Source organism: Mycobacterium sp. 94-17, from assembly GCF_035617725.1.
Lineage (GTDB): Bacteria > Actinomycetota > Actinomycetes > Mycobacteriales > Mycobacteriaceae > Mycobacterium.
Window position 1 is genome coordinate 88260 of the sequence record NZ_JAPIYN010000011.1, and the last position, 23273, is coordinate 111532.

Here is a 23273-nt window from a genome sequence, read left to right on the forward strand (position 1 = left end):
GCAATGGATTTGGAGTACACGCCCGAACAGGAGCAGCTGCGCGCCGAGATCCGTGCGGCCCTGCACACCGTGATGACGCCGGAGCGTGTCGCGGCGGTCAGCGAACGGATGGAGGGGGGCCCGGCGGTGCGGGACTGCGTCCGCGCCCTGGCCGCGGCCGACCTGCTCGGTGTCGGCTGGCCCAAGAAATATGGTGGACGCGGATTTTCGGCCATCGAACAGTTCATCTTCGCCGAGGAGGCACGCCGGGTCAGTGCGCCCATCCCGCTGGTGACGCTCAACACCGTCGGACCGACGTTGATGCACTACGGCACCGAGGAGCAGAAGCAGCGGTTTCTGCCGGCGATTCTCGACGGCACCGTCGAGTTCGCGATCGGCTACTCCGAACCCGGGGCGGGCAGCGACCTCGCCTCGGTGCGCACGTCAGCCGTCCGTGTCGGTGACGAGTACGTGATCAACGGCCAGAAGATGTTCACCAGCGGCGCCGCCTATGCCGACTACATCTGGCTGGCCGTGCGTACCGACCCGAATGCCAAGAAGCACAAGGGCATTTCCATTCTCATCGTGCCGACCTCCTCGCCCGGCTTCTCCTGGCAGCCGCTGCACACCATGCCGGGAGTTTCCACGTTCTACACGTTCTACGACGACGTGCGCGTGCCGGTCAGCGCGCTGGTGGGCGCCGAGAATCAGGGCTGGCAACTGATCACCACGCAGCTGAATTTCGAGCGCGCGGCCCTGGGCAATCTCGGTGCGCTCGAGCCGCTGTTCGAAAAGACGTTGGATTGGGCCGTCAGCACCGAGCTCGACGGCGGCCGGGTGATCGACCAGCCCTGGGTGCAGTCGGCGCTGGCGCGGGTCGAGGCCGAGGTCGCCGCGTACAAACTCGTCAATTCGCGGGTCAACGCGGCGATGACGAAGGGAGCGCTGAGCATGGGGGAAGCGTCGGCGGCCAAGGTGTTCGGCACCGAGCTCACGCAGCAGGTCGCCCGGGAGTTGCTCGAGGTGCTCGACGGCAACGGGGTGCGGCGCGGCGGCGAGGCCCCGCTGCGCGGCGCGCTGGAGTCCGCCTACCGCCAGGCCGTCATCAACACCTTCGGCGGCGGCGCCAACGAGATTCAACGCGACATCATCGCCATGGCCGGGTTGGGCATGCCACGGGCACCCCGCGACCTTCGGGCCGCCAATTAGTCAGGAGGACAACACCAAGTGACCGACTCAGAATCCGTCAGCGCCAAGGTGCGGGCGCTCGTCGGCCGGCCGACCGGTGGCACCGGGACGCCCTCGGTGGCACCGGACCCGGTGAATCAGCCGATGATCCGGCACTGGGCGTACGCGATGGCCGACATGAACCCCGTCTACCTCGACCCGGAATTCGCCGCGTCGTCACGGTTCGGCGGCATCGTGTCGCCGCCGGTGATGCTGCAGACCTGGACCATGCCGTCGCCGAAGCTGGAGGGGATCGGCGAGCGGGGTGGGGCCCCGGTCGAGATCCACGGCAATCCGACGTCGTTCCTCGACGAGGCCGGCTACACCAGCACGGTGGCGACCAATTCGGAGTTCGAGATCGAACGGTACCCGCGACTGGGCGACGAGATCAGCGCGACGACGGTCTACGAATCGGTGTCCGACGAGAAGAAGACCGCGCTGGGCACCGGCTTCTTCTTGACCTGGCTGACGACGTACACCGACCAGCACGGCGAGGTGTTGGGGCGGCAACGATTCCGGGTGCTGCGCTTCAGGCCGGCGAGCTGATGGCGGCCCGACTGGCTCCGGCGATCACCCCGGACACCGAATTCTTCTGGAATGGGTTGCGGGACAACAAGCTTCTGGTCCAGCGCTGCACCGGCTGCGGGCGGCTGAGGCACCCGCCGCGTCCGATGTGCCCACACTGCCGGTCCCTTGACTGGGAGGCGATCGAATCGTCGGGCCGCGGCACCGTGTACAGCTACGTGATGCCGCACGAGCCGAAATTTCCGTTCTTCGAGTACCCCTACATCGTCGTGCTGGTGGAACTCGAGGAGGGCGTGCGGCTGGTGTCCAACCTGACCGACATCGATCCTTCCGACGTGACACCGGGAATGCCGGTCGAGGTCTATTACCAAACGTTCGACGACCTGGTGCTGCACCAGTTCCGGCCGAGCGCGTAGGCGGCGTCCATGGACTTCTCGTTCACCGAAGAGCAGGAGACGATCGCCAAGCTCGCCCGCGACCTGTTCGAGCGCCGCGCCACGCCGGAGCGGCTGACCGAGCTGGAAGCCGCCGAGATCCGCCATGACGCGGCGCTCTGGCAGGAGCTGGCCGGCGCCGACCTGCTCGGCACCGCGCTGCCGGAGTCGGTGGGCGGCTCGTGTGGTTCGGGCGGTGGCTTCGTCGAACTCGGGGTGCTGCTGGCCGAGGTCGGCTACGCCGTCGCCCCCGTGCCCGTCTACGCCACGCTGGTGCTGGGCGCCGACCCGATCGCCCGGCACGGCAGCCGCGAACAGCAGCAGCGGTTCCTGCCCGGCGTGGTCACCGGATCTCGAATCCTGACAGCGGGTTTGGTCGAACCCGGCCGCTCGGGCCCGGCGCGCCCGGTAACCACCGCACGCCGCGACGGCCCGAACTGGCGACTGGACGGCGCCAAAGAGCTGGTACCTGCCGCACAACTCGCCGACACGCTGCTTATTCCCGCCTCGACCGATGATGGGGACGAGGGCCTTTTCCTGCTGGCCGCCGACGCGGCGGGCGCCGAGATCCGCCCGGCTCCCACCACCAGCCGCGAACCGCACGCGGACGTATTCCTGGACGGTGCAACGGTTTCCGCGGCGGATATGATCGCCGGCGATGGACTGACCGAGTCGCTGTACACCCGCGCCCTGGTGGCGCTGTGCGCGATCCAGCTCGGCGTCACCGAGCGGGCACTGCGTATCGCCGCCGAATACACCTGCACGCGTGAGCAGTTCGGACGCCCGATCGGCAGCTTCCAGGCCGTGCAGCAGCGGATGGCCGACGCCTTCATCGACGTCGAGGCGATCCGGTGGACCACCTGGCAGGCCGCCTGGCTGATCGCGAGCGGGCGGCCCTTGGAACAGACACGCCGGGCCGCGCGCATCGCGAAATTCTGGGCCGCCGAGGCCGGCGCCCGGGTGGCCGGCACCGCCCAGCAGGTACACGGCGGCATCGGCATCGACGTCACCTATCCCCTGCATCGTTATTTCCTGTGGGCCAAGCACAACGAGCTCACCCTCGGCCCGGCATCGGCGCAGCTGGCCCGGCTCGGCGCGACCTATGCCGCAACCTATTCGGAAGGACACTCATGACGACGACCGCCAACCGCACCTTGCAATGGCGGGACATCTCGGTCGGCCAAGAGGTCACCCCGCTCGAAATCCCGATCACCACAACGATGATCGTTGCCGGCGCGATCGCCTCCCGCGACTTCATGCCGGTGCACCACGACCGCGAGTACGCCAAGCAGCAGGGCTCGCCCAACCTGTTCATGAACATCCTGACCACCAACGGCTACTGCGTGCGCTTCCTCACCGACTGGGCCGGGCCCGAGGCGATGGTGAAGAAGCTGTCGATCCGCCTCGGGGTGCCGTGCTTCCCGGATGATCCGCTGCGGTTCACCGGCAGCGTCACCAGCAAGAGCGAGGGCCGCGACGGTGAGAACTTCATCGAGATAACCTTCGCCGGTTCCAACAGCCTCGGCGACCACGTGTCCGGCACCGCGGTACTCAGCCTGCTCGACGGGTCGGGCGCATGAGCAGGACGCTGCCCGGCAGCTGTGCCATCGTCGGGATCGGCCAGACCGAGTTCTCGAAGGAATCCGGGCGCAGCGAGCTGCAATTGGCGTGCGAGGCGGTCAGCGCCGCGCTCGACGACGCCGGCCTGGCGCCGGCCGATGTCGACGGCATGGTCACGTTCACCATGGATTCCAGTGACGAGATCGACATCGCCCGCAACGTGGGCATCGGCGACCTCAGCTTCTTCTCCCGGGTGCATCACGGCGGCGGCGCGGCCGCCGGCACCGTCGTACACGCGGCGATGGCCGTGGCCACGGGAGTCGCCGACGTGGTGGTCTGCTGGCGCGCGTTCAACGAACGGTCCGGTTTCCGGTTCGGCGGCAGCGGTCGCAGCATGGCCGAAACACCTTTGTTCATGGCGCATTACGCGCCCTTCGGGTTGCTCACCCCCGCGGCCTGGGTCGCGATGCACGCCCAGCGTTACATGTCGACGTATGGCGTTACCAACGAGGACTTCGGCAGGATCGCGGTCGTCGACCGCAAGCACGCCGCGACCAACCCGGACGCGTGGTTCTACCAGCGGCCGATCACCCTGGAAGACCACCAGAATTCGCGCTGGATCGTCGAACCCGTGCTGCGCCTGCTGGATTGCTGCCAGGAGAGTGACGGCGGTGTCGCGCTGGTGATCACCAGCGCCGGGCGTGCCCGCGACCTGCGGCAGCCACCGGCCGTCATCACCGCGGCCGCCCAGGGCGCCGCCGCCAACGGGGAGATGATGACCAGCTACTACCGTGACGAGATCACCGGGCTACCCGAGATGGGCGTGGTGGCTCGGCAGCTGTGGCGCGATTCGGGTCTCAAGCCGCAAGACATCCAAACCGCCTTTATCTACGACCATTTCACGCCGTTCGTGTTCGCTCAGCTCGAGGAGCTCGGATTCTGCGGGCGCGGCGAGGCGAAGGACTTCGCCACCGTCGAGCGGCTGTCGCTGGGTGGCGAGTTCCCCATCAACACCAACGGCGGCCTGCTCGGCGAGGCCTACATCCACGGCATGAACGGCATCACCGAGGGGGTGCGCCAGGTGCGCGGCACTTCGCACAACCAGGTCGACAATGTCGAACACGTGCTGGTCACCTCCGGCACCGGCGTTCCCACCAGCGGCCTGATTCTCGCACCGGCCGGCTGAGGGGTTTGTCATGCCGAGGCTGGCGATCCTGACCGCGCACGGTGGGCCCATCGAGCTGGCCGAATTCCCCTTGACCACACCGGCGCCGGGCACTGCCGCGCTGCGGCTGCGGATGGCCGGTATCTGCGGATCCGACCTGCACATCTTTCGCGGCGAGCTACCACTGCCGTGCCCGTTCGCCATAGGTCACGAAATGGTCGGCGAAATAGCCGAACTCGGCGAGGGCCTGACCACCGACGCCACCGGTCAGCCGCTGGCCGTCGGCGATCGTGTGGTGGCGCCGTACTTCTGGTTCTGTGGCAGTTGTCACGCGTGCGCGCGGGGACGGTCCTATGCCTGCCAGAACCTGATGGCCGGCGAATACCGCAGCCACGAACAGGCGCCGCACTTCGTCGCCGCCTACGGCGAGTACTACTACACCAGCCGCAGACAGCCGTTGTACAAAGTTCCCCCCGACCTGGCCGACGAGGCCGTCGCGCCGCTGAATTGCGCACTGGCCCAGGTGCTTTTCGCGCTGCGCGAAGTGCGGCTCGGGGACACCGTCGTCATCCAGGGCGCCGGCGGACTGGGAATCAACGCGGCGGCGGTGGCGCGAACGGCGGGTGCGGCCGCGGTGATCGTCATCGACAAGATCGCCGAACGACTCGACGTCGCCGCCGGCTTCGGCGCCACGCACTGCATCGACGCCGACGGCCTCTCGGCCGCGGAGCTCACCGAGCGGGTGCGCCGACACACCGACGGCATCGGTGCGGACTGGGTGCTCGAGGTCGTCGGCGTGCCGGGGGTCATCCCGGAGGGGATCGGGTTTCTCAACAACGGCGGCACCCTGCTCGAGGTCGGCAACGTCGGGATGGGATGCACCTTCGAGCTCGACCCCAGCGCGCTGGTCTACGGCAACAAGTCCGTGCGCGGCGTGATGCTGTACGACCCCGTCACCCTGGTCACCGGTCTGTCGTTCTTGCGGCACACCAGCTTTCCGTTCGAGCGGCTGATGCCCACGCCGTTCCATCTGGCCGACGTCAACGCCGCGTTCGCCTCGGCCGATGCCGGGCTGGTACCGCGGGGAGCGCTGATTCCGTGACGACTCATGCGGCCCCGGTGACCGACACCCGCGATCTCATCGTGGATTCCGCGTTCGCGTGCTTCGGCAAGCAGGGCCTGCAGCGGGCGACCATCGTCGACATCGCCAAGCAGGCCGGGGTGTCCCGCAGCACCGTCTACGAATACTTTTCCGACAAGGCCTCGATCGTCGAGGCGTGCGCCGAACACGCGTCGGAGCGGTTCTACCGGGAGATGTCCAAGGCGATGGACCGCGGCGGCACGTTAGAGGACAAGCTGTGTTCGGCAGCTGTTTTCGTCACCCAGGCGCGGCGGGTCATCGCGTCCGAGAAGTACTTCGACGAGGACGCGATCAGCCTGCTGCTGACCAAGGACGCCGCCGTGCTGCTGCGCGAATGCGTCGAGTTCTTCGCGCCCTACCTGGCGGCCGCCCGGCTCACCGGCGAGGTGCGCAAGGAGCTCGACATCGAGGCTGCCGGCGAATGGTTCGCGCGCATCCTGTTCTCCCTTTTCAGCACCCCGTCCTCCACGCTGGACATGGATGATCCTGACGTGGCCGCGGAATTCGTGCGCGCCCACGTGGTGCGCGGCTTCGGGAGCGACCGTCCGCGGCCGCGTCGCGGTTAGCGAACTGCACCCGGTGATCGGCAGCGCTGACAAATTGCGCGGCCGGACACCGAGTTCCGCGCTCACCGCCGGCCTGCCAGACGCGTCGGCACATATGAATTCGGCCGGTGTTTCACACAGCCACACCGGCGATTGTTAGACTGGTGCCATTGTGCGGTTCAACGACGGAGGCAGAGCGCAGCGGTTGCGGCCGCTGGTTGTCATCGCAGCTGTGGTGGCGTTGTTCGCCGGCCTCGTCGGATCCGGCGTGGCCCAGTCGCAGACCGCTTGGGCTCAGTCCGCTGCGGCTGACGCACCGCGCGCGTTGACTACCTCCGTGGGCTGGGAGCCTGCTACTGCCAGTGATCGCGGCGAGCACCCGTATCTTGACCTTGGCTGGTCAGACGAGTGCTCCCACGCTGTCGCGACCATAGACCACAATCCGGCCCGGCTGCCGATGTCGCTTCGCGCGCTGCCCGTGACGCCAGGGTCTCCAGTGGCAATTGCGCTATCCCCGTCGGATCGGCGGCCCGAAGGCGCCGGCTGCGGTGCGCCCACTTTTCTTGCAGGTCAGGATATTTTGACGAGGTTCTGCATCGCTCGACGCTGATCCGGTCAACGCAGGGCAGTGATGTCTATGCGACGGTGGCCGGCTCATGGGCCGATCTCAGCTACCGCGTGCCATCGATTCACCCCCACGCCGATTCAGCGGTTACCAGGGGCAGCCTCTTACGCCGGCGCTGATCCCAGTCAGCCGTGGGCCCAACCTGATCCCACCCTCACCAGCTTGCGGCTAACGCAGATGTGTCGATCCATCATGCGCGTTTGGCGCCGGCGGAATTTCGGTATCGACGAACTCACACACCGCGCAACCCGTTAGGAGAACTTCGGATGACCAGCATCTACCAGAAACTCGGCGGGGAAGCCGCCTTGATTGCAGTCGTAGACGATTTCTACAAACGCGTCCTCGCCGACTTTCGGCTGAGCGGCTACTTCCACAACACGGATACCGATGACCTCAAACGCAGGCAGGTCGAGTTCTTCGCGGCCACATTGGGCGGACCGCAGAAGTACACCGGACTGTCCATGGCACAGGCACACCGCGGCCGCAACATCGGCCGACGGCACTTCTACCGTGTCCTCGACCACCTCACCGACGCGCTCGTCGCCGCTTGCGTTCCCCCACCAATCGTTCTGGCGATCATCTCGGCCATCGCACCGCTGGCCGACGACATCGTCACCGAAGAGCCATGCCTGTCATCGGTCGGTTCACGGCCCGCGGTTTCCGACCCCGCGCGCGGATGAATACCGTTGACCTGAAATGAAAAAGGAGAACAGAAGAGTGAAAGAACGCGGGAGTCTGAGGAAATCCGGAGTCAGGACGACGATCGCGCTTTTCGGTGGTGCAGCCATGCTGGCCTCAGCGATTGGATGCGAAAGCGGCACCGGCATCTCGGCGAACGAAAGAATGGCACCCAACACCGCTTCGTCCAGCGTGTGGCAGGCAAACCCGCTTCCGGCTCCGCAGGCAGGGACCACCGACGATGGCGGAGCCGCCGCTCTGCATGGTTGTATCATCGGCCTCAACTGCGGCTGTGTCGGCCACCGCAACTGTGGACGACCATTAGTGCCAATGCCGTTGCCGGCCCAGGAGATCGACGTTCCCCGAGATGAGCCGGCGGTGCCCTGAGCCACCAGGCTCGCCACACTGCCGTAATCGTCTGCGGCGCGGCCGGGTCAACGCGGGCGCAGCGCCCGCAGGAAAAACGTCAGATTGGCCGGCCTTTCGGCCAGCCGCCGCATGAAGTAGCCGTACCACTGGGTACCGAACGGGACGTAGACCCGCAGCCGGTTGCCGGCGGCCACGAGCCGCCGCTGCTCGTCGTCGCGGATGCCATACAGCATTTGGTACTCGAATTCGCGACTGCGGCCGCACGATTCGCGTGCCAATGCGGGTACCGCGCCGATGATCGCAGGATCGTGGGAGGCCACCATCGGGTAGCCGGACCCGGCCATCAGCACCCGCAGGCAGGCCAGGTAGGAGTCGGTCACCTCGGTCGGATCGCGGTACGCCAGCGAGGCCGGTTCGTCGTAGGCGCCCTTGCACAGCCTGACCCGCGCGCCGGAGGCGGCGAACTCCTCGCAGTCGTCCAGGGTGCGCCGCAGGTAAGCCTGCAACACCAGGCCCAGCCAAGGAAATTCGGTCCGCAGGTCGCGCACGATGCGCAGCGTCGAATCCGTGGTGGTGTGGCTCTCGGCGTCGACGGTCACCCACACCCCCGCACGCCGGGCCGCGGCGCAGATCGACCAGGCGTTCTCTCGCGCGATCTTGTGCCCGTCGCGTCCCAGCGACTGCCCCAGCGCCGACAGCTTGACCGAGACCTCCACAGGCCGGACCGCGCCGCCGCGCGCGCCGAGCCCACCCAGCCCGTCGATCAGATCCAGATAGGTCCGCACGGCTGCGTCGGCGTCATCGGCGTCGGCGACGTCCTCGCCCAGATAGTCGACGCTGACGAAGCGGCCCGAATCGCGCAGGGCGGCAGCGCTTTTCAGCACGGAATCGATCGTCTCCCCGGGCACGAAGCGGTGCACCACTTTACGGGTCACCGACAGCCTTTCGGCGGTGCGGCGCAAGCCCTCGCGGCGGCTCGCGGCCATGATCGCCGGGCGCAGGGTGGCGGCGAACAGCCCGGCCATCAGTCGGCGCCCATATGCGGATAGGTGTGGTCGGTTGCCGGGACGAAGGTCTCCTTGATGGTGCGGGCAGATGTCCAGCGCAACATGTTCAGCATCGATCCGGCCTTGTCGTTGGTGCCCGAGCCGCGCGACCCGCCGAACGGCTGGCGCCCGACGACCGCACCGGTGGGCTTGTCGTTGACGTAGAAATTTCCGGCGGCGAACCGCAGGCGGTCCTGGGCGGTTAGCACGGCGCCGCGATCGTCGGCGATCACCGCGCCGGTCAGCGCGTAGCGGGACCCGGTGTCGACGACGTCGAGGATCCGCTCGTAATCGGCGTCGGGGTAGACGTGCACCGACAGCAGCGGGCCGAAGTATTCCGTCGCGAAAGACTCGTCGGCCGGGTCGTCGGACAGCAGCACCGTGGGGCGCACGAAATAGCCTTCGCTGTCGTCGTATTCGCCACCGACGGCGATGGTGACGTGCGCCGCGCCCTTGGCGCGCTCGATGGCGTCGACGTTCTTGATGAAGGCGCGCCGGTCGATCAGCGCCCCCCCGTAGTTGGTCAGGTCGGTGACGTCGCCGTAGCGCAGCGCGGCCGTCTTGCCCAGGAAGTCGTCGCCCATACGGCGCCACACCGACTGCGCGACGAACGCCCGCGACGCCGCCGAGCATTTCTGGCCCTGGTAGTCGAACGCACCGCGAATCAGCGCCGTGCACAACACGTCCGGGCGCGCCGAGGCGTGCGCTACGACGAAGTCCTTGCCGCCGGTCTCGCCGACCAGCCGCGGATAGCTCTGGTAGCGATTGATATTCGCGCCCACCTGCTGCCACAGGTGCCCGAAGGTGGCCGTCGATCCGGTGAAGTGGATGCCGGCCAGCCGCGGATCGGCCAGCGCCACCTCCGAGACGGCGAGGCCATCTCCGGTCACCAGGTTGATCACCCCGGGTGGCAACCCCGCGGCCTCGAGCAACTGCATGGTCAGGTAGGCCGAAAACGTCTGGGTGATTGAGGGTTTCCACACCACGGTGTTGCCCATCAGCGCCGGGGCGGTGGGCAGATTGCCCGCGATGGAGGTGAAGTTGAACGGCGTGATCGCATACACGAAACCGTCCAGTGGGCGGTATTCACTGCGATTCCACTCACCCGGCCCGCTGAGAGGCTGCTGCGCCAGGATCTGCCGCGCGAACGCCACGTTGAATCGCCAGAAGTCGATCTGCTCGCACGGCGAGTCGATCTCGGCCTGGTAGACCGACTTCGATTGGCCGAGCATCGTTGCGGCGGCGATCTTTGCCCGCCACGGCCCGGCCAGCAGGTCGGCGGCGCGCAGGAACACCGCGGCGCGCTCGTCGAACGGCATTGCCGCCCAGGCGTTCTTCGCGGCCATCGCCGCGTCGATCGCCGCTGTCGCGTCGTGGTGTCCGGCGTTGGTGAGCGTGCCCAGCTTGGCGGCGTGCCGGTGCGGCTGGACGACGTCGATGCGTTCGCCGTCGCCCATGCGGTGGACACCGCCGATGACGTGCGGGAGGTCGACGGCTCGACCCGCGAGCTCGGCGAGGGTGGCCGTCAGGCGGGTGCGTTCCGGGGAGTGCGGTGCGTAGTCGTGGACCGGCTCGTTGGCCGGCATCGGGACCTGGGTTATCGCGTCCATCTTGCAAGGATCCTCGCCGCGGCAGGGCGAGGAATTAGCCGATCAGACAACGTAGACCGGTAGTAATAGTATGATCGGACAATGTCCGGTGTGGGGCTGGGCCAGCTGTTACTCGCCTTGGACGCAACCCTGGTGAGCCTGGTCGACGCGCCACGGGGCCTGGACCTACCGGTGGGCTCGGCGGCGCTGATCGACTCCGATGACGTGCGGCTCGGGCTGGCGGCCGCCGCGGGCTCGGCCGACGTCTTCTTCCTGTTGGGCGTGGCCGACGACGAGGCGCTGCGGTGGGTGGACAAGCAGGCGCGCGAACGCGTGCCGGTGGCCATCTTCGCCAAAGAACCGTCGAATGCATTGGTGGCCAAGGCAGTTGCGGCTGGCTCGGCCGTGGTGGCCGCCGATCCACGGGCCCGCTGGGAACGCCTCTATCAGCTGGTCAACCACGTGCTCGAGCATCACGGGGACCGCACGGACGCGATGGACGACTCGGGTACCGACCTGTTCGGCCTGTCGCAGTCACTCGCCGACCGCATCCACGGCATGGTCAGCATCGAAAACGCCCAATCGCACGTCCTGGCGTACTCCGCCTCCAACGACGAAGCCGACGAGCTGCGCCGCCTGTCCATCCTGGGCAGGGCAGGCCCGCCCGAACATCTCGAGTGGATCGGCCAGTGGGGCATCTTCGACGCGCTGCGGTCGGGCGGTGACGTGGTCCGCGTCGCCGAGCGGCCCGAGCTGGGGCTGCGCCCGCGACTGGCGGTCGGGATCTACCAGCCCGCACCGGACGCGCGGCGACCTCCGGTGTTCGCCGGAACCATCTGGGTGCAGCAGGGCTCGCAACCATTGGCCGACGACGCCGAGGAGATGGTGCGGGGCGCGGCCGTGCTGGCCGCGCGCATCATGTCGAGGCTGGCGGCCCGGCCGTCCACACACGCCCGCCGGGTTCAGCAGCTGCTCGGCCTGGCCGACGCGGAGGCGGTCGGGCACCTCGACGTCGCCGCAATCGCCGGCGAACTCGGCCTTGCCGCCGACGGCGACGCGGCTCTGATCGGTTGGGACGTGGCGGACGGTTCGCCGCGTCACACTCGGATCGCTGACGTCATCGCGCTGAGCGCCAGCGCTTTTCGTCGTGACGCCCAGGTCGCGTCGTCCGGTGCGCGAACGTATGTGCTTCTCCCGCACACGCAGAACCGCTCGGTCACCTCGTGGGTGCACGGCACCGTCGGCGCCATGCGCGCCGAACTCGGGGTCGAGCTGAGGGCGGCCATCGCCGCGCCGATCGGCGGCCTCGCCAGGGCCGCGGCGGCGCGCAGCGAGGTCGATCGCGTGCTGAACAGCGCCGAGCGACACCCCATTTCGTTCGGGCAGGTGACGTCTTTGGCCGAAGCGCGTACCGCCGTACTGCTCGACGAAATCGTGACCCTGATCGGCGGCGACAAGCGATTGATCGACCCCCGGATCGTGGCGCTGCGCGACGATGACCCGGTGCTGGCCGAGACGCTGCGAACCTACCTGGACGCCTTCGGCGACATTGCCAAGGCCGCACGGTCGTTGCGAGTACACCCGAACACGGTTCGCTACCGGGTGCGCCGGATCGAGAAGTTGTTGTCCACGTCGCTGGCCGATCCCGATGTGCGACTGCTGTTTTCGCTCAGCCTACGGGTCCAGCAGTTCGCCTGACCGCCTTCGGCCGGGGGAATGACGCCTCGCTACCGGCTGTTGGCGGTCTCGGACTCCTCCAGAAAGCGGCCCACCACATCAGGGCCGGTGGAGTGCATCTTAATGGACAACTCGAGCAGCCTGTCCTTGGCCTGCTTCGGGAGCAGTTCGATCGAGCGGGTCGTGGCCGAGTCGTACTTCGCTCCGGGAAAGCGCTGCAGCAGAACGTCTTTCTGCTCTTCGGTGGTGTAGATCTCCAGCAGCTTCATCCCGGCGAACGCCTCGACCGCCAGGTTTGCCATGCCGGCGTTGGCCAACGCCTCCAACCGTTCCTCGTTGATCCAGACGTTGACCTTGATCTTCTTTTCGCCAGTGCTCATGAGTGCTCCAATGGGTTCAGCGTGAAGACCGGCAACCTGTCTTTCAGATATTGCTCGGTGACGAACGGCGAGCCCTGGCCGTACTTGGCGGCGCAGTCCATCACGACTTCGAATACCTCATGCCGCATCACCTTTTGGGTCGGCTTGACCTCGTCGGTCAGGATGCTTCGAATCAGGCTGCCGCTGAAGCTTTGTGACTGGTCGTCATGACCGCACAGGGCGGAGTTTGTGACCTCCTGACATACCGGGCAGTACCAGTTCTCCCGCAGGAACACCGGCTTGATCCCCAGCTCGCTGCGGTATTGCTTGAGGATGTTCTGCGAATCGTAGGGGTGGTAGAAATCGCCAACGCCGGCGTGGTCGCGTCCGAACATGTGATGCGTGCAGCCGAGGTTCGTCCGCAGGATCGCGTGGAAGATCGCTTCCCGGGGTCCCGCGTAGCGCATGTCCCACAGCGTGAACGACACCAGGTGGATGTCCTCGCGGAAATATCCGCTTGTGCGTAACTCGTTCTGCGTCAACAGGATTGCTTCGTCGATGTAGTCCCCGACACGCTTCTGGCCGATGATGGCGTTGACCAGTACGCCCGTGTTCAGGTTGTCGACGGGCTGATCCTCGTTCGCGGCCAGCCACGCCTGCTTCATCAAGGCTTCGTGACCGCTGTGCGGGACGTTTCGGGTTTGATGGGCGACGGTGCGCTTCCAGGTCCTTTCCGCCAGCGCGTCCTGGTGCTGCCGCGGCGTGAGCCAGAAGCTCTTGAAGGGTTCGTTGAACACCGGCTCGTTGATGAGGGTGATGTCGCCGCCGATGAACCGATTCGCGTAAGCCAACGTCTTCTTGACGCCCGGATGCCGCGGATCGGTAGTGCCGTAGGTTTTTTCGGCCATGCGCTCCAAGTCGTACTCGTAGATCTCGGAGACCTCGAACAGCGCCATCGGGGCGTCGTGATATTCGAGGACGACGCTTTGGCCCTCTTTCACCCCGAACTTCTCGACGTCTTCGGCCGACAGGTCGAAGACGATCGGGATGCTCCACAGCGTGCCGTCGGACAGCTGGAACTTGTCGAGCGTGCCGTCCACCTCGCGCCGGCCCATGAACCCCGAGAGCGGGGTGAAGAACCCGTAGGACAGGCTGATGACCTCGTGTGCGGTGGCCTTGGAGATCGGGATGCGTGCCAGCCCGTCGATCTGACCCGCCGCATTCTCCGTGGACACCCGTTCCACGATCGGCTTCCCGTTATGACCCTGATAGCTCATGACAATGACCTCGTTTCGGTGCGTCGCCGCCGGACCTGCCCGTTATGCATCTCGCCGGACCGTGGCCGACATGACGCCCACCCGTTCGAGATGGGCGATCACCTCATCGGCCAGCGTGTCCGCGTCCTTTGTGCCGCCCTCGAGCCGCAACTCCGGCCGCGGCGGCGCTTCGTAGGGATCGTCGATCCCGGTGAACCCCTTGATCTCGCCGGCCCGGGCCTTCTTGTAGAGCCCCTTGGGATCGCGTTGCTCGCAGACCTCGATGGGGGTGTCGATGAAGATCTCCTGAAAATCCCCGTCATCCAGGGTCGCCCGGATCGCGTCACGATCGCGAAAGTAGGGGCTGATGAAGGCCGTCAGCGCGATGGTGCCGGACTCGCAGAACAGCTTGGCGACCGCGCCGATACGACGGATGTTCTCTTCACGATCCTGAGCGGAAAATCCCAGGCCGAACCGCTTCGCGAACTCCGGGCCGTGTCGCTCCTCGAGCAGATCCGGTCCGGCGTTGAGCCCGTAGCGGACGTTGTCGCCGTCCAGCAGGTAGCTGCGGATCCGCCTGGCGTGGAGCTTCTGCTCGACGGCGTTGGCCACCGTGCTCTTGCCGCTGCCGCTCAGGCCGGTGAACCAGATGACGCAGCCCTTGTGGCCGTTGAGACCCTCGCGCTCGGCGCGGCTGATCTGATGGTCGTGCCAGGTGATGTTGTTCGACATTGCCAGCTCCTGTTCACCGCGTCTCGGCCGCGCAAGGGTGCGTCGCGCAACGCGGGAGTCGACCCGCGTCGATCGCAGACAGTGACGAAACCCTCACGGCCACTTAACATCCTTCACATCACGGTCGCAGCGTTGGTGGCCGGGAGGACATCGCCTCGGCTCCGCCGGACAATGTCCCGGACCCGACACCGATGCCCGGCTTCGGCGCCGCAAGCTCGCCGCTTCGATCCTGGCCCCACACCTTCACCGTATTGTCTATCAATGAATCCGGATTAGAACCAGTCCACAAGTAAAGATGGCCAATTTACGTGGGTTTTGTGCGCCACGGGCGCGCCCGCGCCAGCCGGATTCGCTCTCGGGTATTCGAGCAAATGCACTGGCGGTCGGTGGGGCCGCGCGATCCGTGCGTGGTCGGCGGAAACGCCGCGCGACGGCGGGCGGCACGACACCCGGTAACGCGCCGGCATCGGCTGCGCGGCACCGGCATCTCGCCCCGCACGGTAGCCGGCCTGCCGAGGAGCCGCCCGGGCGCGCGGCCCGCCGAGTCCTGCACCGGGTGTTCGTAATCGTTGCCTCTAGAACGGCATGCGATCGTGCCCAATACCAGAAGTCCGGCCTCCCATGGAGTTCGGGGCTGCACGCGCCTTCGACATGCCGGCAGCGTTAGCTGTTGATGTTCTGTACAACTCTCGTTCGGGTTGTCCGGCCGCCGTCGGTTGGGTTTGACTCAAGGCGCGCGCAAATTGCCGACGCGCCCGGCTCGGGTCGCTCGGGCGGCGCCACCGCGCGCCGCTACGTATCGCCGGCGATTTCGGAATCCTTCGCGGCTGCTCCGGCCTTTCCGGACTCCTCGGCCTCCTCGGACTGCCCGGCCTCCTTCGCGGGATCCTCGACGACCTGGTACGCCGGATCGAGCATGGATATCGCGCGGGTGCCGCTCTGGCGGGCCTTCCCGGTGATCCGCAGCACCTGACCGGGCTGGATGTCGGCGCCCCCGTGCCCCGGGCGGAAGGAGACCGTCATTTCGCCGGTGCTGTCGCCGATGACGATCTGCCGGTGGGTCCGGCCTCGGTTCGTAACGTCTTGGACCTCGTTGACGCGCCCCTCGATGCTGGCGCGCTGCCCGGAGATCAGGCCGGCCACCATGATCACCGACCGCGGCCGATCCGGGTGTTCGTAGGCGTCGACATTCTCGTCCTCATCCTTCGACACCCACGCCTCGATCTTGTCGACTCCCTGACCGATTCGCTGCTCGAGGGTGTCGGGATAGGCCTCCCGGATCCGCGATTCGACGTCGTAGGGCACGATCGTCGCCGCCGCGTCGGGAATGAGGCTGACCGCTCGCGAGATCTTGTCGGCGGTGCGGTCGTGCAATACCCGGCCGAGCAGCGGCGCGAACGTTCGTCGCGGCAACAGCACCGTCACGTTGGTGCCCGCGTGCTCGTCGCGCGCCTTGGCGACCAGCAGCTGCGCGGCCCGGCTGATCCGGCGGTCGGGGCAGTCCACGATCCGCAGCGGAGTGTCGAGTTCGAAATGGTCCCAACGCTTTCGCAGCAGCGCCGCGTGTGCCGGGTCGACCATGAAATGCACCGCGATCAGCTCGTCGGCGCGCAGTCCCCTGCCGTAACGCAGCGCCTCGATCACAGCGAGGTCGACGGAGTCGACGAACACGAACACCCGGTGCCGCGCGTACTTCACCAGCTCCGGGCGGTCCGTGCGGAACATCTCGAGAATGGCTGCCTCGGCGCGGTATTCGCGGTTGAGCCGGGTCAGCATGAACACCAACAGCGGGAAGACGACGACCACCAGCCAGGCGCCCTCGGTGAACTTCGCCACCGCGAAGATTCCCACCACGATCGTCGACAGGATCGCCGCGGACAGGTTGATCGCCAGCCGGCGGCGCCAGCCCTGTTCCCGATGCGTGAGATGGTGCTTGGTCATCCCGTAGCCGGCCATCGAGAAACCGGTGAACACGCCGATCGCGTAGAACGGCACCAGCGCGTTCACCGACCCGCCGGTGGCCACCAGCAACGCGACCGACAGCGCGGTCAGCGTGATGATCCCGTTCGAAAACACCAGGCGATGACCACGTTTGGTGAGCTGCCTGGGCAGGAAGCGGTCTTCGGCGACGAAACTGGCCAGGGCCGGGAAACCGTTGAAGCTGGTGTTCGCGCCGGTGAACAAGATGGCGGCGGTGGCCGCCTGCACCAGGACATAGAACACGTCGCCCACCGTGCCGCCGCCGAAGACGGCCCGCCCGATCTGCGACAAGACCGAGGGATACTCCGTGAGGTACGGGGTGGCGTGCGTGACGTGGGCCAGGTAGGCGACGCCGGCCAGCAGCAGGCCGAGGACGGTGGCCATCGCGGTCAGCACCCGACGCGCGTTGCGGCCCTGCGGCTTTCGGAAGTAGTCGACCGTGTTGGAGATGGCCTCCACCCCGGTCAGCGACGAACCGCCGTTGGCGAACGCGCGCAGCAGCACCAAAATCGTGGCGCCCAGCACCAACCCGTTGCCCTGATGCACCGGCACGGTCCCGGGCAGGTGGGCGGGATCGTAGACCGGCAGGTTCCCGAGGAAGGCGCGGACCACGCCGACCACGATGGTCAGGCCGACCATGGCGATGAAGGAATAGGTCGCCACCGCGAACGGCAGTCCCGCTTCCCGGAGGCCGCGCAGGTTGGCGTAGCAGATGAACAGCACCACGGCGACCGTGAGTTCGAGGCTGTACGGGCCCAGCGCGGGGATCGCCGAGACCACCGCGACGGTGCCGGCCGCCGACTGCACGGCGACGGTGACCACATAGTCGATCAGCAGCGCCGCGGCGGCGATCTGCGCCACCTTGGGCCCGAAATTGTCCCGAGCGACGATGTACGACCCGCCGGCTCGGGTGTAGGCCATCACCACCTGCCGATACGAGGCGGCCACCAGCACCAGGATCAGCAGGATGACACCGGTGATGGGCAGCAGAAGCAAAAACGCGGCCAGCCCGGCGTGGGGCAAGAGCTCGATCAGGATCTGCTCGGGACCGTATGCGACAGACGAGACCGCGTCAGGCGAAAGCGCGCCCAGCGCAACGGAATTCGACAGCTTCTCGGACGCGATGTCCTCGGTGATCAGCGGCTTACCGAGAAACACCCGCTTGGCGATGTCCCCCAACGAAAGCGGGATGCGCAGCTTGCCGGTCGAACTGGTCACGAGCACCGTCCTTAACCGAGGTGGGGAACGTGAAACGCCTCCGATGCATTGTGCACGCTAACGGGCCCCCGTCGTGGGCGGGTGCAGCCCGGCCGGGATGCATGGCCCGGCTCCTCCTCGCGCCGCCGCACGGCGCGCATCGTCACCGGTCAGGCGAGCCGCTGCACGGCCGCCGCGATCCGCTCGTCGCCGGCGGTCAGCGCAACCCGCACATGCTGCGCACCGCGGGGCCCATAGAAATCACCTGGCGCCACCAGGATCCCACGCTGCGCCAGCCAGCCGACGCTGTCGTGGCATCGCTCGCCGCGCGTGGCCCACAGGTAGAGGCCGGCCTCGGAGTGGTCGATGGCGAACCCCGCCGAGCGCAGCGCGGGGAGCAGGGCGGCGCGACGCCGTGCGTAGCGCTCCCGCTGAGCCAGTTCGTGGGCGTCGTCGTCCAGGGCGGCCACCATGGCCGCCTGCACCGGCGTGGGCACCATCATGCCTGCGTGTTTGCGCACGGCCAGCAGCTCGGCGATCAGCTCGGCGTCCCCGGCGACGAACCCGGCCCGGTATCCGGCCAGCGACGAGCTCTTCGACAGCGAGTGGATCGCGATCAGGCCGGTGTGGTCGCCGTCGCACACCGCGGGGTGCAGGACCGACAGCGGCCGGTCGTCCCAGCCCAACCCCAGATAGCACTCGTCGGAGGCCACCACGCAGCCCCGGTCGCGGGCCCATCCGACCACCTTGCGCAGATGGTCGACCCCCAAGACGCGCCCGGTCGGATTGCTCGGCGAGTTCAGGTAGTACAGCGACGGCGCCTGCGGGCCCAGCTGAGTCAGCGAATCCGCGCGCAGCACCCGCGCCCCGGCCAACCGGGCCCCGACGTCATAGGTCGGGTACGCCAGCTCGGGCACCACGATCACATCCGCAGGACCCAGGCCCAGCAGCGTGGGCAGCCAGGCGATGAGCTCCTTGCTGCCGATCACCGGGAGCACGGCCGCCTCGGCCAGCCCGGTGACCCCGAACCGGCGGTTCAGGGCGGCAACGGCCGATTCGCGCAGCCGGGCGGTGCCCGCGGTGGCGGGATACCCCGACGCCCACGCGGCTGCGGCCAGCGCCTCCTGGATTACCGGAGCGACCGGGTCGACCGGGGTGCCGACGGAGAGGTCGACGATTCCGTCCGGGTGGGCGCCGGCCTGCGCTTTCGCGGCGGCCAGGGTGTCCCAGGGGAACTCCGGCAGGGAAACCGACACCGCGGGCCGGCGCTTTTTGAGCGGCTGTGGCACCGGGCGGCTCAGTCGCCTTCGCCCTGCGGTGGCAGATCCTTGACCGCTTGCGGGTCGTTCTCTGTCATGCCCACCTTGGCCGCGCCGCCGGGCGAGCCCAGCTCGGCGAAGAAGTCGGCGTTGATCTGCGTGTACTGGCTCCACTGGTCCGGCACATCGTCTTCGTAATAGATCGCTTCGACGGGGCAGACGGGCTCGCACGCCCCGCAGTCGACGCATTCGTCGGGGTGGATGTAGAGCATCCGGCCGCCCTCATAGATGCAGTCGACTGGGCACTCCTCGATGCAGGCCTTGTCCTTGATGTCGACACAGGGTTCGGCGATCGTGTACGTCACAGACGTCTCCTCCATGTACTAGGCCATCTGGCGGGCGGAACTGTGGGCTGCTGTTCGGGCTCGCACCGGCGGTTCACCGCTTCCGGTGAAGCTTTCGGTTACTGATACTAGACGTTGCAGATACAGGTCAACCATTCGGCGCGCCTGTCGAAGCATAGATTTAAGACCGGCAGTCTCGCGGTCCGTCCGGCGACCCTTGTTCGCCGTGCGCGAACGCCGCGAAGGAGCCGCTGACCTGCATCGAGTAACGCCGGGGCGGTGGCCTGCGATATTTGTTGCGGTACAGGCACGCTCGCGGGGCCTGGTAACCTCGACCGAAAGACGGCAACCGCTCGGCAGATGTCATCGCCGTTGCAGCGGTGCATTAACTGGGGAAGGTGTACACACATGAGGCTGTCGTTGAGCAAGTTGGGCGTTGCCGTTGGCAGCGCGGCGGTGGCGCTGACCGCCGCGGCCGGGGTGGCGTCCGCCGACCCGGTCACCGACACGACGTGTAACTACGGGCAGGTCATGGCCGCGCTTAACGCGACGGACCCGGCCACGGCCCAGCAATTCAACCAATCGCCGATGGCGCAGAGCTACTTGCGCAAGTTCCTCGCCGCCCCGCCGGCGAAGCGCGTGCAGATGGAGCAGGAGATCCAAGCCATGCCGCAGGCCGCTGCGTTCATGGGGACCATCCAGCAAGTCGCCACCGTCTGCAACAACTACTAAGTCGACCGGCACGCCCGCTCGGCAACCGCTGAGCGGGCGGCGCACCCGACCCGCGGCTTTTACACCGGCGCGGTTGCGGATGCGTGATGCAGTGGTGGGCCCACGGCCCTCCCCGGCAGCGCGCTCGCGACCGCGCCGGTTTGCCTGTGCAAAAAGCGAACTACGCGGCCAAGGTCGTGTAGTCGGTCGTGCGCTGACGCGCCGGGCGACCGATGCCCTCGGCGATCGCGGTCAGTTCCGCCACCGTCTTGGCCGAGCCGTGTTCCGAACCGGCCATCCGCGAGATCGTCTCCTCCATCAACGTGCCGCCCAAATCGTTCGCGCCACCGCGCAGCATCACCCGGGCGCGCTCGACACCGAGCTTGACCCAGCTGGTCTGGATCTGAGAAATACGGCCGTGCAACATGATTCGCGCCAGCGCGTGCACCGCCCGATTGTCACGGTGGGTGGGCCCGGGCCGCGACGCGCCGGCCAGGTACAGCGGTGAGCTCTGATGCACGAACGGCAGCGGCACGAATTCGGTGAACCCGCCGGTGCGGTCCTGGATGTCACGCAGCACGTTGAGGTGGCCGACCCAGTGCCGGGGGCTGTCGACATGGCCGTACATCATGGTCGAAGACGACCGCAGTCCCACTTCGTGTGCGGTGCTGACGATCTCGATCCACAGCGACGTCGGCAGCTTGCCCTTGGTCAGCACCCAGCGCACCTCGTCGTCCAGGATCTCGGCGGCGGTGCCCGGAATGGTGCCCAGGCCCGCTTCGCGCAAGCTGATCAGCCATTCACGAATGCTCAACCCGCTCTTGGTTACTCCGTTGGCGATCTCCATCGGGGAGAACGCGTGCACATGCATCGAGGGCACCCGCGCTTTGACGGCCCGAACCAGGTCGGCGTAGCCGGTGACCGGCAACTCGGGGTCGATGCCGCCCTGCATGCACACCTCGGTGGCGCCTTGCACGTGCGCCTCCCACGCGCGGTCGGCGACCTCGGCGGTGGACAGGGAGTACGCGTCGGCGTCGCCCTTGCGCTGCGCGAACGCACAGAACCGGCACCCGGTGTAGCAGATGTTGGTGAAGTTGATGTTGCGGTTCACCACGAAGGTCACGTCGTCGCCGATGGCCTCCTGACGCAGCAGATCCGCAAGCGCGGCAACGGCTTCCAGCGCCGGACCTTCGGCCGTCGCCAGCGACAGGTATTCGCTGTCGGAGCAGCCGGCGGGGTCGCGTTCGGCGGAGCGCAGCGCGGCGAGCACGTCGGTGTCCATCCGCTGCGGCGCTTTGGCGCCCTCGGCGGCCAGTTCGTGGACCCGCGCGCGGATCGACTCCCAGTCGCCGAAGGCGCTGTCGATGTCGCTGCGGGTTTCGGTGTTGCGGCCCTCGCTGTCGATCGCCGCGTTGAGGTCGACCCGGCCCGAGGAGCCGACGTCGTCGGGCTCCTGCCAGGCCATCCCCACCGGGTTGACGTCGCGGGCCAGTCCGGTCGCCGGATCGGCCAGCGCCGTCACATGCGCGCGTACGCGCGGGTCGATCCAGGCCGAACCCGCCTGCACGTACCTGGGTTGTGCGGTGAGCCGCTGGACCAGCTCGTAACCGGCTTGGGCGGTGACGGCGGCCAATTCGTCCAGCGCCGGCCACGGCCGCTCCGGGTTGACGTGGTCGGGCGTCAGGGGCGACACCCCGCCCCAGTCGTCGACTCCGGCGCCGATCAGCGCCAGGCACTCGTCACGCGACACCAGGTTGGGTGGCGCCTGAATGCGCATCCCCGGCCCCAGCACCAGTCGCGCGACCGCCACGGTCGCAAGGTAATCCTCGATGCCGGCGTCGGGAACGGCGGCCATCGCGGTGTGTTCCTTGGCCCGGAAGTTCTGCACAATCACTTCCTGCACGTGGCCGAACTCCTTGTGCGACTTACGAATCGCATGCAAGGTGTCGGCGCGTTCGGCAAGGGTCTCGCCGATGCCGACCAGCAGGCCGGTGGTGAACGGAATCGACAACCGGCCCGCGTCGGTCAGCGCGCGCAGGCGCACCGCGGGGTCTTTGTCCGGGCTGCCGTAGTGCGCAAGCCCTTTCGTCTCGAACAGCCGCCGCGAGGTCGTCTCGAGCATCATGCCCATCGACGGCGCCACGGGCTTGAGCCGCGCCATCTCCGACCAGCTCATCACGCCGGGGTTCAGGTGCGGCAACAGCCCGGTCTCCTCGAGCACCCGGATCGCCATCGCCCGCACATAGGACAGCGTGGAGTCGTAGCCACGCGACTCCAGCCACTCGCTCGCCTCCGTCCAGCGATCCTCGGGCCGATCACCGAGGGTGAATAGTGCTTCCTTGCAACCGAGTTCGGCTCCGCGGCGAGCGATGTCGACGATCTCGTCGGGCTCGAGGTACATGCCGGCCTTTTGGGCACGCAGCTTGCCCGGGACGGTGACGAAGGTGCAGTAGTGACAGCTGTCCCGGCACAGGTGGGTGACCGGGATGAAAACCTTGCGCGAGTAGGTGATCGGCATCCCGCCGCCGGGGCCGCGCCGTCCGGCCGACTCCAGTCCCGCGTCGCGCACCCGCGCCGCGCTGGCGCACAGATCCGACAGATCCGACCCGCGCGCGGTCATCGCGACCGCCGCCTCGTCGACGTTGAGCGCGACGCCATCCCGGGCCCGCCGCAGTACCCGTCGCAGCGCCGAGGCGCTGACGTCGGCGGAGGACTTGGCCGGAACCGCAGGGTTAGGCAGAGCGACAGGCTCCTCGCCCGGAGTCAACAGCACCTTCGTGTAACTCCCCGACGATCGAATTTCATCCGCGCGTCCCAACATGTGAAATCGTGGCACCCGGTGGCGGGTCCCGTCCGGGCAACAGTCAACAGTAGC

21 protein-coding genes are annotated in these 23273 nt (G+C 67.4%); 12 read left to right on the top strand and 9 right to left on the bottom strand.

Annotation, left to right across the window (positions count from 1 at the left end):
* Window positions 1-3: 3 nt before the first annotated feature.
* The 10 genes from OQ789_RS14635 to OQ789_RS14680 all read left to right on the top strand — a co-directional run bounded on the left by OQ789_RS14635 (window position 4) and on the right by OQ789_RS14680 (window position 8266).
* Window positions 4-1188 (top strand): acyl-CoA dehydrogenase family protein, encoded by a 1185-nt coding sequence (locus OQ789_RS14635; RefSeq protein WP_324686654.1) that lies wholly within the window; start codon window positions 4-6, stop codon window positions 1186-1188.
* Between the two features lie 18 nt (window positions 1189-1206).
* Complete coding sequence (locus tag OQ789_RS14640) at window positions 1207-1752, top strand: FAS1-like dehydratase domain-containing protein (RefSeq protein ID WP_324686655.1); 546 nt, start codon at window positions 1207-1209, stop codon at window positions 1750-1752.
* The gene (locus OQ789_RS14645) at window positions 1752-2147 is read left to right on the top strand and encodes a Zn-ribbon domain-containing OB-fold protein (RefSeq protein WP_324686656.1); all 396 of its coding nucleotides are present in this window, start codon (window positions 1752-1754) and stop codon (window positions 2145-2147) included. Before OQ789_RS14640 ends, OQ789_RS14645 begins: the two co-directional genes overlap by 1 nt.
* A gap of 9 nt (window positions 2148-2156) precedes the next feature.
* The gene (locus OQ789_RS14650; protein ID WP_324686657.1) at window positions 2157-3299 is read left to right on the top strand and encodes an acyl-CoA dehydrogenase family protein; all 1143 of its coding nucleotides are present in this window, start codon (window positions 2157-2159) and stop codon (window positions 3297-3299) included.
* The gene (locus OQ789_RS14655) at window positions 3296-3745 is read left to right on the top strand and encodes a MaoC family dehydratase (protein WP_324686658.1); all 450 of its coding nucleotides are present in this window, start codon (window positions 3296-3298) and stop codon (window positions 3743-3745) included. Before OQ789_RS14650 ends, OQ789_RS14655 begins: the two co-directional genes overlap by 4 nt.
* Window positions 3742-4911: a lipid-transfer protein gene (locus OQ789_RS14660; RefSeq protein WP_324686659.1), complete on the top strand. Its 1170-nt coding sequence runs from the start codon at window positions 3742-3744 to the stop codon at window positions 4909-4911. The genes OQ789_RS14655 and OQ789_RS14660 overlap by 4 nt, the downstream gene beginning before the upstream one ends.
* Window positions 4912-4921: 10 nt before the next feature.
* Complete coding sequence (locus OQ789_RS14665) at window positions 4922-5992, top strand: zinc-binding dehydrogenase (RefSeq protein WP_324686660.1); 1071 nt, start codon at window positions 4922-4924, stop codon at window positions 5990-5992.
* Window positions 5989-6597, top strand: a complete 609-nt coding sequence (locus OQ789_RS14670) for a TetR/AcrR family transcriptional regulator (protein ID WP_324686661.1) — start codon at window positions 5989-5991, stop codon at window positions 6595-6597. The genes OQ789_RS14665 and OQ789_RS14670 overlap by 4 nt, the downstream gene beginning before the upstream one ends.
* An 870-nt stretch (window positions 6598-7467) precedes the next feature.
* Complete coding sequence (locus tag OQ789_RS14675; RefSeq protein WP_324686663.1) at window positions 7468-7881, top strand: group 1 truncated hemoglobin; 414 nt, start codon at window positions 7468-7470, stop codon at window positions 7879-7881.
* A gap of 16 nt (window positions 7882-7897) precedes the next feature.
* Window positions 7898-8266 (top strand): hypothetical protein, encoded by a 369-nt coding sequence (locus tag OQ789_RS14680; RefSeq protein ID WP_324686664.1) that lies wholly within the window; start codon window positions 7898-7900, stop codon window positions 8264-8266.
* A gap of 47 nt (window positions 8267-8313) precedes the next feature.
* Here the strand turns inward: OQ789_RS14680 and OQ789_RS14685 are convergent, their stop codons facing one another.
* Both OQ789_RS14685 and pruA read right to left on the bottom strand, forming a co-directional pair.
* A complete protein-coding gene (locus tag OQ789_RS14685) occupies window positions 8314-9273 on the bottom strand; it encodes a proline dehydrogenase family protein (RefSeq protein ID WP_324686665.1) in 960 nt (319 codons plus the stop codon).
* Entirely contained in the window at window positions 9273-10904 is a 1632-nt protein-coding gene (gene pruA, locus OQ789_RS14690) for an L-glutamate gamma-semialdehyde dehydrogenase (protein WP_324686667.1), read from the bottom strand. Before pruA ends, OQ789_RS14685 begins: the two co-directional genes overlap by 1 nt.
* Window positions 10905-10985: 81 nt before the next feature.
* Here pruA and OQ789_RS14695 point away from each other — a divergent pair, with 81 nt between their 5' ends.
* Entirely contained in the window at window positions 10986-12581 is a 1596-nt protein-coding gene (locus OQ789_RS14695; protein WP_324686668.1) for a PucR family transcriptional regulator, read from the top strand.
* 29 nt (window positions 12582-12610) lie between these two features.
* Here the strand turns inward: OQ789_RS14695 and OQ789_RS14700 are convergent, their stop codons facing one another.
* From OQ789_RS14700 to fdxA, 6 genes are all read right to left on the bottom strand, one after another.
* Entirely contained in the window at window positions 12611-12940 is a 330-nt protein-coding gene (locus OQ789_RS14700; protein WP_324686669.1) for a DUF6955 family protein, read from the bottom strand.
* Entirely contained in the window at window positions 12937-14196 is a 1260-nt protein-coding gene (gene sat, locus OQ789_RS14705) for a sulfate adenylyltransferase (protein WP_324686670.1), read from the bottom strand. Before sat ends, OQ789_RS14700 begins: the two co-directional genes overlap by 4 nt.
* Window positions 14197-14238: 42 nt before the next feature.
* A complete protein-coding gene (gene cysC / locus OQ789_RS14710) occupies window positions 14239-14907 on the bottom strand; it encodes an adenylyl-sulfate kinase (RefSeq protein WP_324686671.1) in 669 nt (222 codons plus the stop codon).
* Window positions 14908-15699: 792 nt separating this feature from the next.
* Entirely contained in the window at window positions 15700-18105 is a 2406-nt protein-coding gene (locus tag OQ789_RS14715; RefSeq protein WP_324686672.1) for an APC family permease, read from the bottom strand.
* A gap of 149 nt (window positions 18106-18254) precedes the next feature.
* A complete protein-coding gene (dapC, locus tag OQ789_RS14720) occupies window positions 18255-19340 on the bottom strand; it encodes a succinyldiaminopimelate transaminase (protein ID WP_324686749.1) in 1086 nt (361 codons plus the stop codon).
* Window positions 19341-19381: 41 nt separating this feature from the next.
* Window positions 19382-19708, bottom strand: coding sequence for a ferredoxin (fdxA, locus tag OQ789_RS14725; RefSeq protein WP_324686673.1), 327 nt, complete (start codon window positions 19706-19708; stop codon window positions 19382-19384).
* Between the two features lie 387 nt (window positions 19709-20095).
* Between fdxA and OQ789_RS14730 the strand changes: the two genes are divergently transcribed.
* Window positions 20096-20419, top strand: coding sequence for a hemophore-related protein (locus tag OQ789_RS14730; RefSeq protein WP_324686674.1), 324 nt, complete (start codon window positions 20096-20098; stop codon window positions 20417-20419).
* A 160-nt stretch (window positions 20420-20579) separates the two neighbouring features.
* Here the strand turns inward: OQ789_RS14730 and OQ789_RS14735 are convergent, their stop codons facing one another.
* Window positions 20580-23219: a bifunctional FO biosynthesis protein CofGH gene (locus tag OQ789_RS14735; protein WP_324686675.1), complete on the bottom strand. Its 2640-nt coding sequence runs from the start codon at window positions 23217-23219 to the stop codon at window positions 20580-20582.
* Window positions 23220-23273 lie beyond the last annotated feature (54 nt).

What these genes read in the sequence shown, in the direction of transcription:
- OQ789_RS14660 (WP_324686659.1), top strand. Translation starts at nt 3,742, where the DNA reads ATGAGCAGGACGCTGCCCGGCAGCTGTGCCATCGTCGGGATCGGCCAG.
- OQ789_RS14695 (WP_324686668.1), top strand. Translation starts at nt 10,986, where the DNA reads ATGTCCGGTGTGGGGCTGGGCCAGCTGTTACTCGCCTTGGACGCAACC.
- sat (WP_324686670.1), bottom strand. Translation starts at nt 14,196, where the DNA reads ATGAGCTATCAGGGTCATAACGGGAAGCCGATCGTGGAACGGGTGTCC.
- OQ789_RS14645 (WP_324686656.1), top strand. Translation starts at nt 1,752, where the DNA reads ATGGCGGCCCGACTGGCTCCGGCGATCACCCCGGACACCGAATTCTTC.
- cysC (WP_324686671.1), bottom strand. Translation starts at nt 14,907, where the DNA reads ATGTCGAACAACATCACCTGGCACGACCATCAGATCAGCCGCGCCGAG.
- OQ789_RS14700 (WP_324686669.1), bottom strand. Translation starts at nt 12,940, where the DNA reads ATGAGCACTGGCGAAAAGAAGATCAAGGTCAACGTCTGGATCAACGAG.
- OQ789_RS14635 (WP_324686654.1), top strand. Translation starts at nt 4, where the DNA reads ATGGATTTGGAGTACACGCCCGAACAGGAGCAGCTGCGCGCCGAGATC.
- OQ789_RS14675 (WP_324686663.1), top strand. Translation starts at nt 7,468, where the DNA reads ATGACCAGCATCTACCAGAAACTCGGCGGGGAAGCCGCCTTGATTGCA.
- OQ789_RS14665 (WP_324686660.1), top strand. Translation starts at nt 4,922, where the DNA reads ATGCCGAGGCTGGCGATCCTGACCGCGCACGGTGGGCCCATCGAGCTG.
- OQ789_RS14685 (WP_324686665.1), bottom strand. Translation starts at nt 9,273, where the DNA reads ATGGCCGGGCTGTTCGCCGCCACCCTGCGCCCGGCGATCATGGCCGCG.
- OQ789_RS14730 (WP_324686674.1), top strand. Translation starts at nt 20,096, where the DNA reads ATGAGGCTGTCGTTGAGCAAGTTGGGCGTTGCCGTTGGCAGCGCGGCG.
- OQ789_RS14650 (WP_324686657.1), top strand. Translation starts at nt 2,157, where the DNA reads ATGGACTTCTCGTTCACCGAAGAGCAGGAGACGATCGCCAAGCTCGCC.
- pruA (WP_324686667.1), bottom strand. Translation starts at nt 10,904, where the DNA reads ATGGACGCGATAACCCAGGTCCCGATGCCGGCCAACGAGCCGGTCCAC.
- OQ789_RS14655 (WP_324686658.1), top strand. Translation starts at nt 3,296, where the DNA reads ATGACGACGACCGCCAACCGCACCTTGCAATGGCGGGACATCTCGGTC.
- OQ789_RS14735 (WP_324686675.1), bottom strand. Translation starts at nt 23,219, where the DNA reads ATGTTGGGACGCGCGGATGAAATTCGATCGTCGGGGAGTTACACGAAG.
- OQ789_RS14680 (WP_324686664.1), top strand. Translation starts at nt 7,898, where the DNA reads ATGAAAAAGGAGAACAGAAGAGTGAAAGAACGCGGGAGTCTGAGGAAA.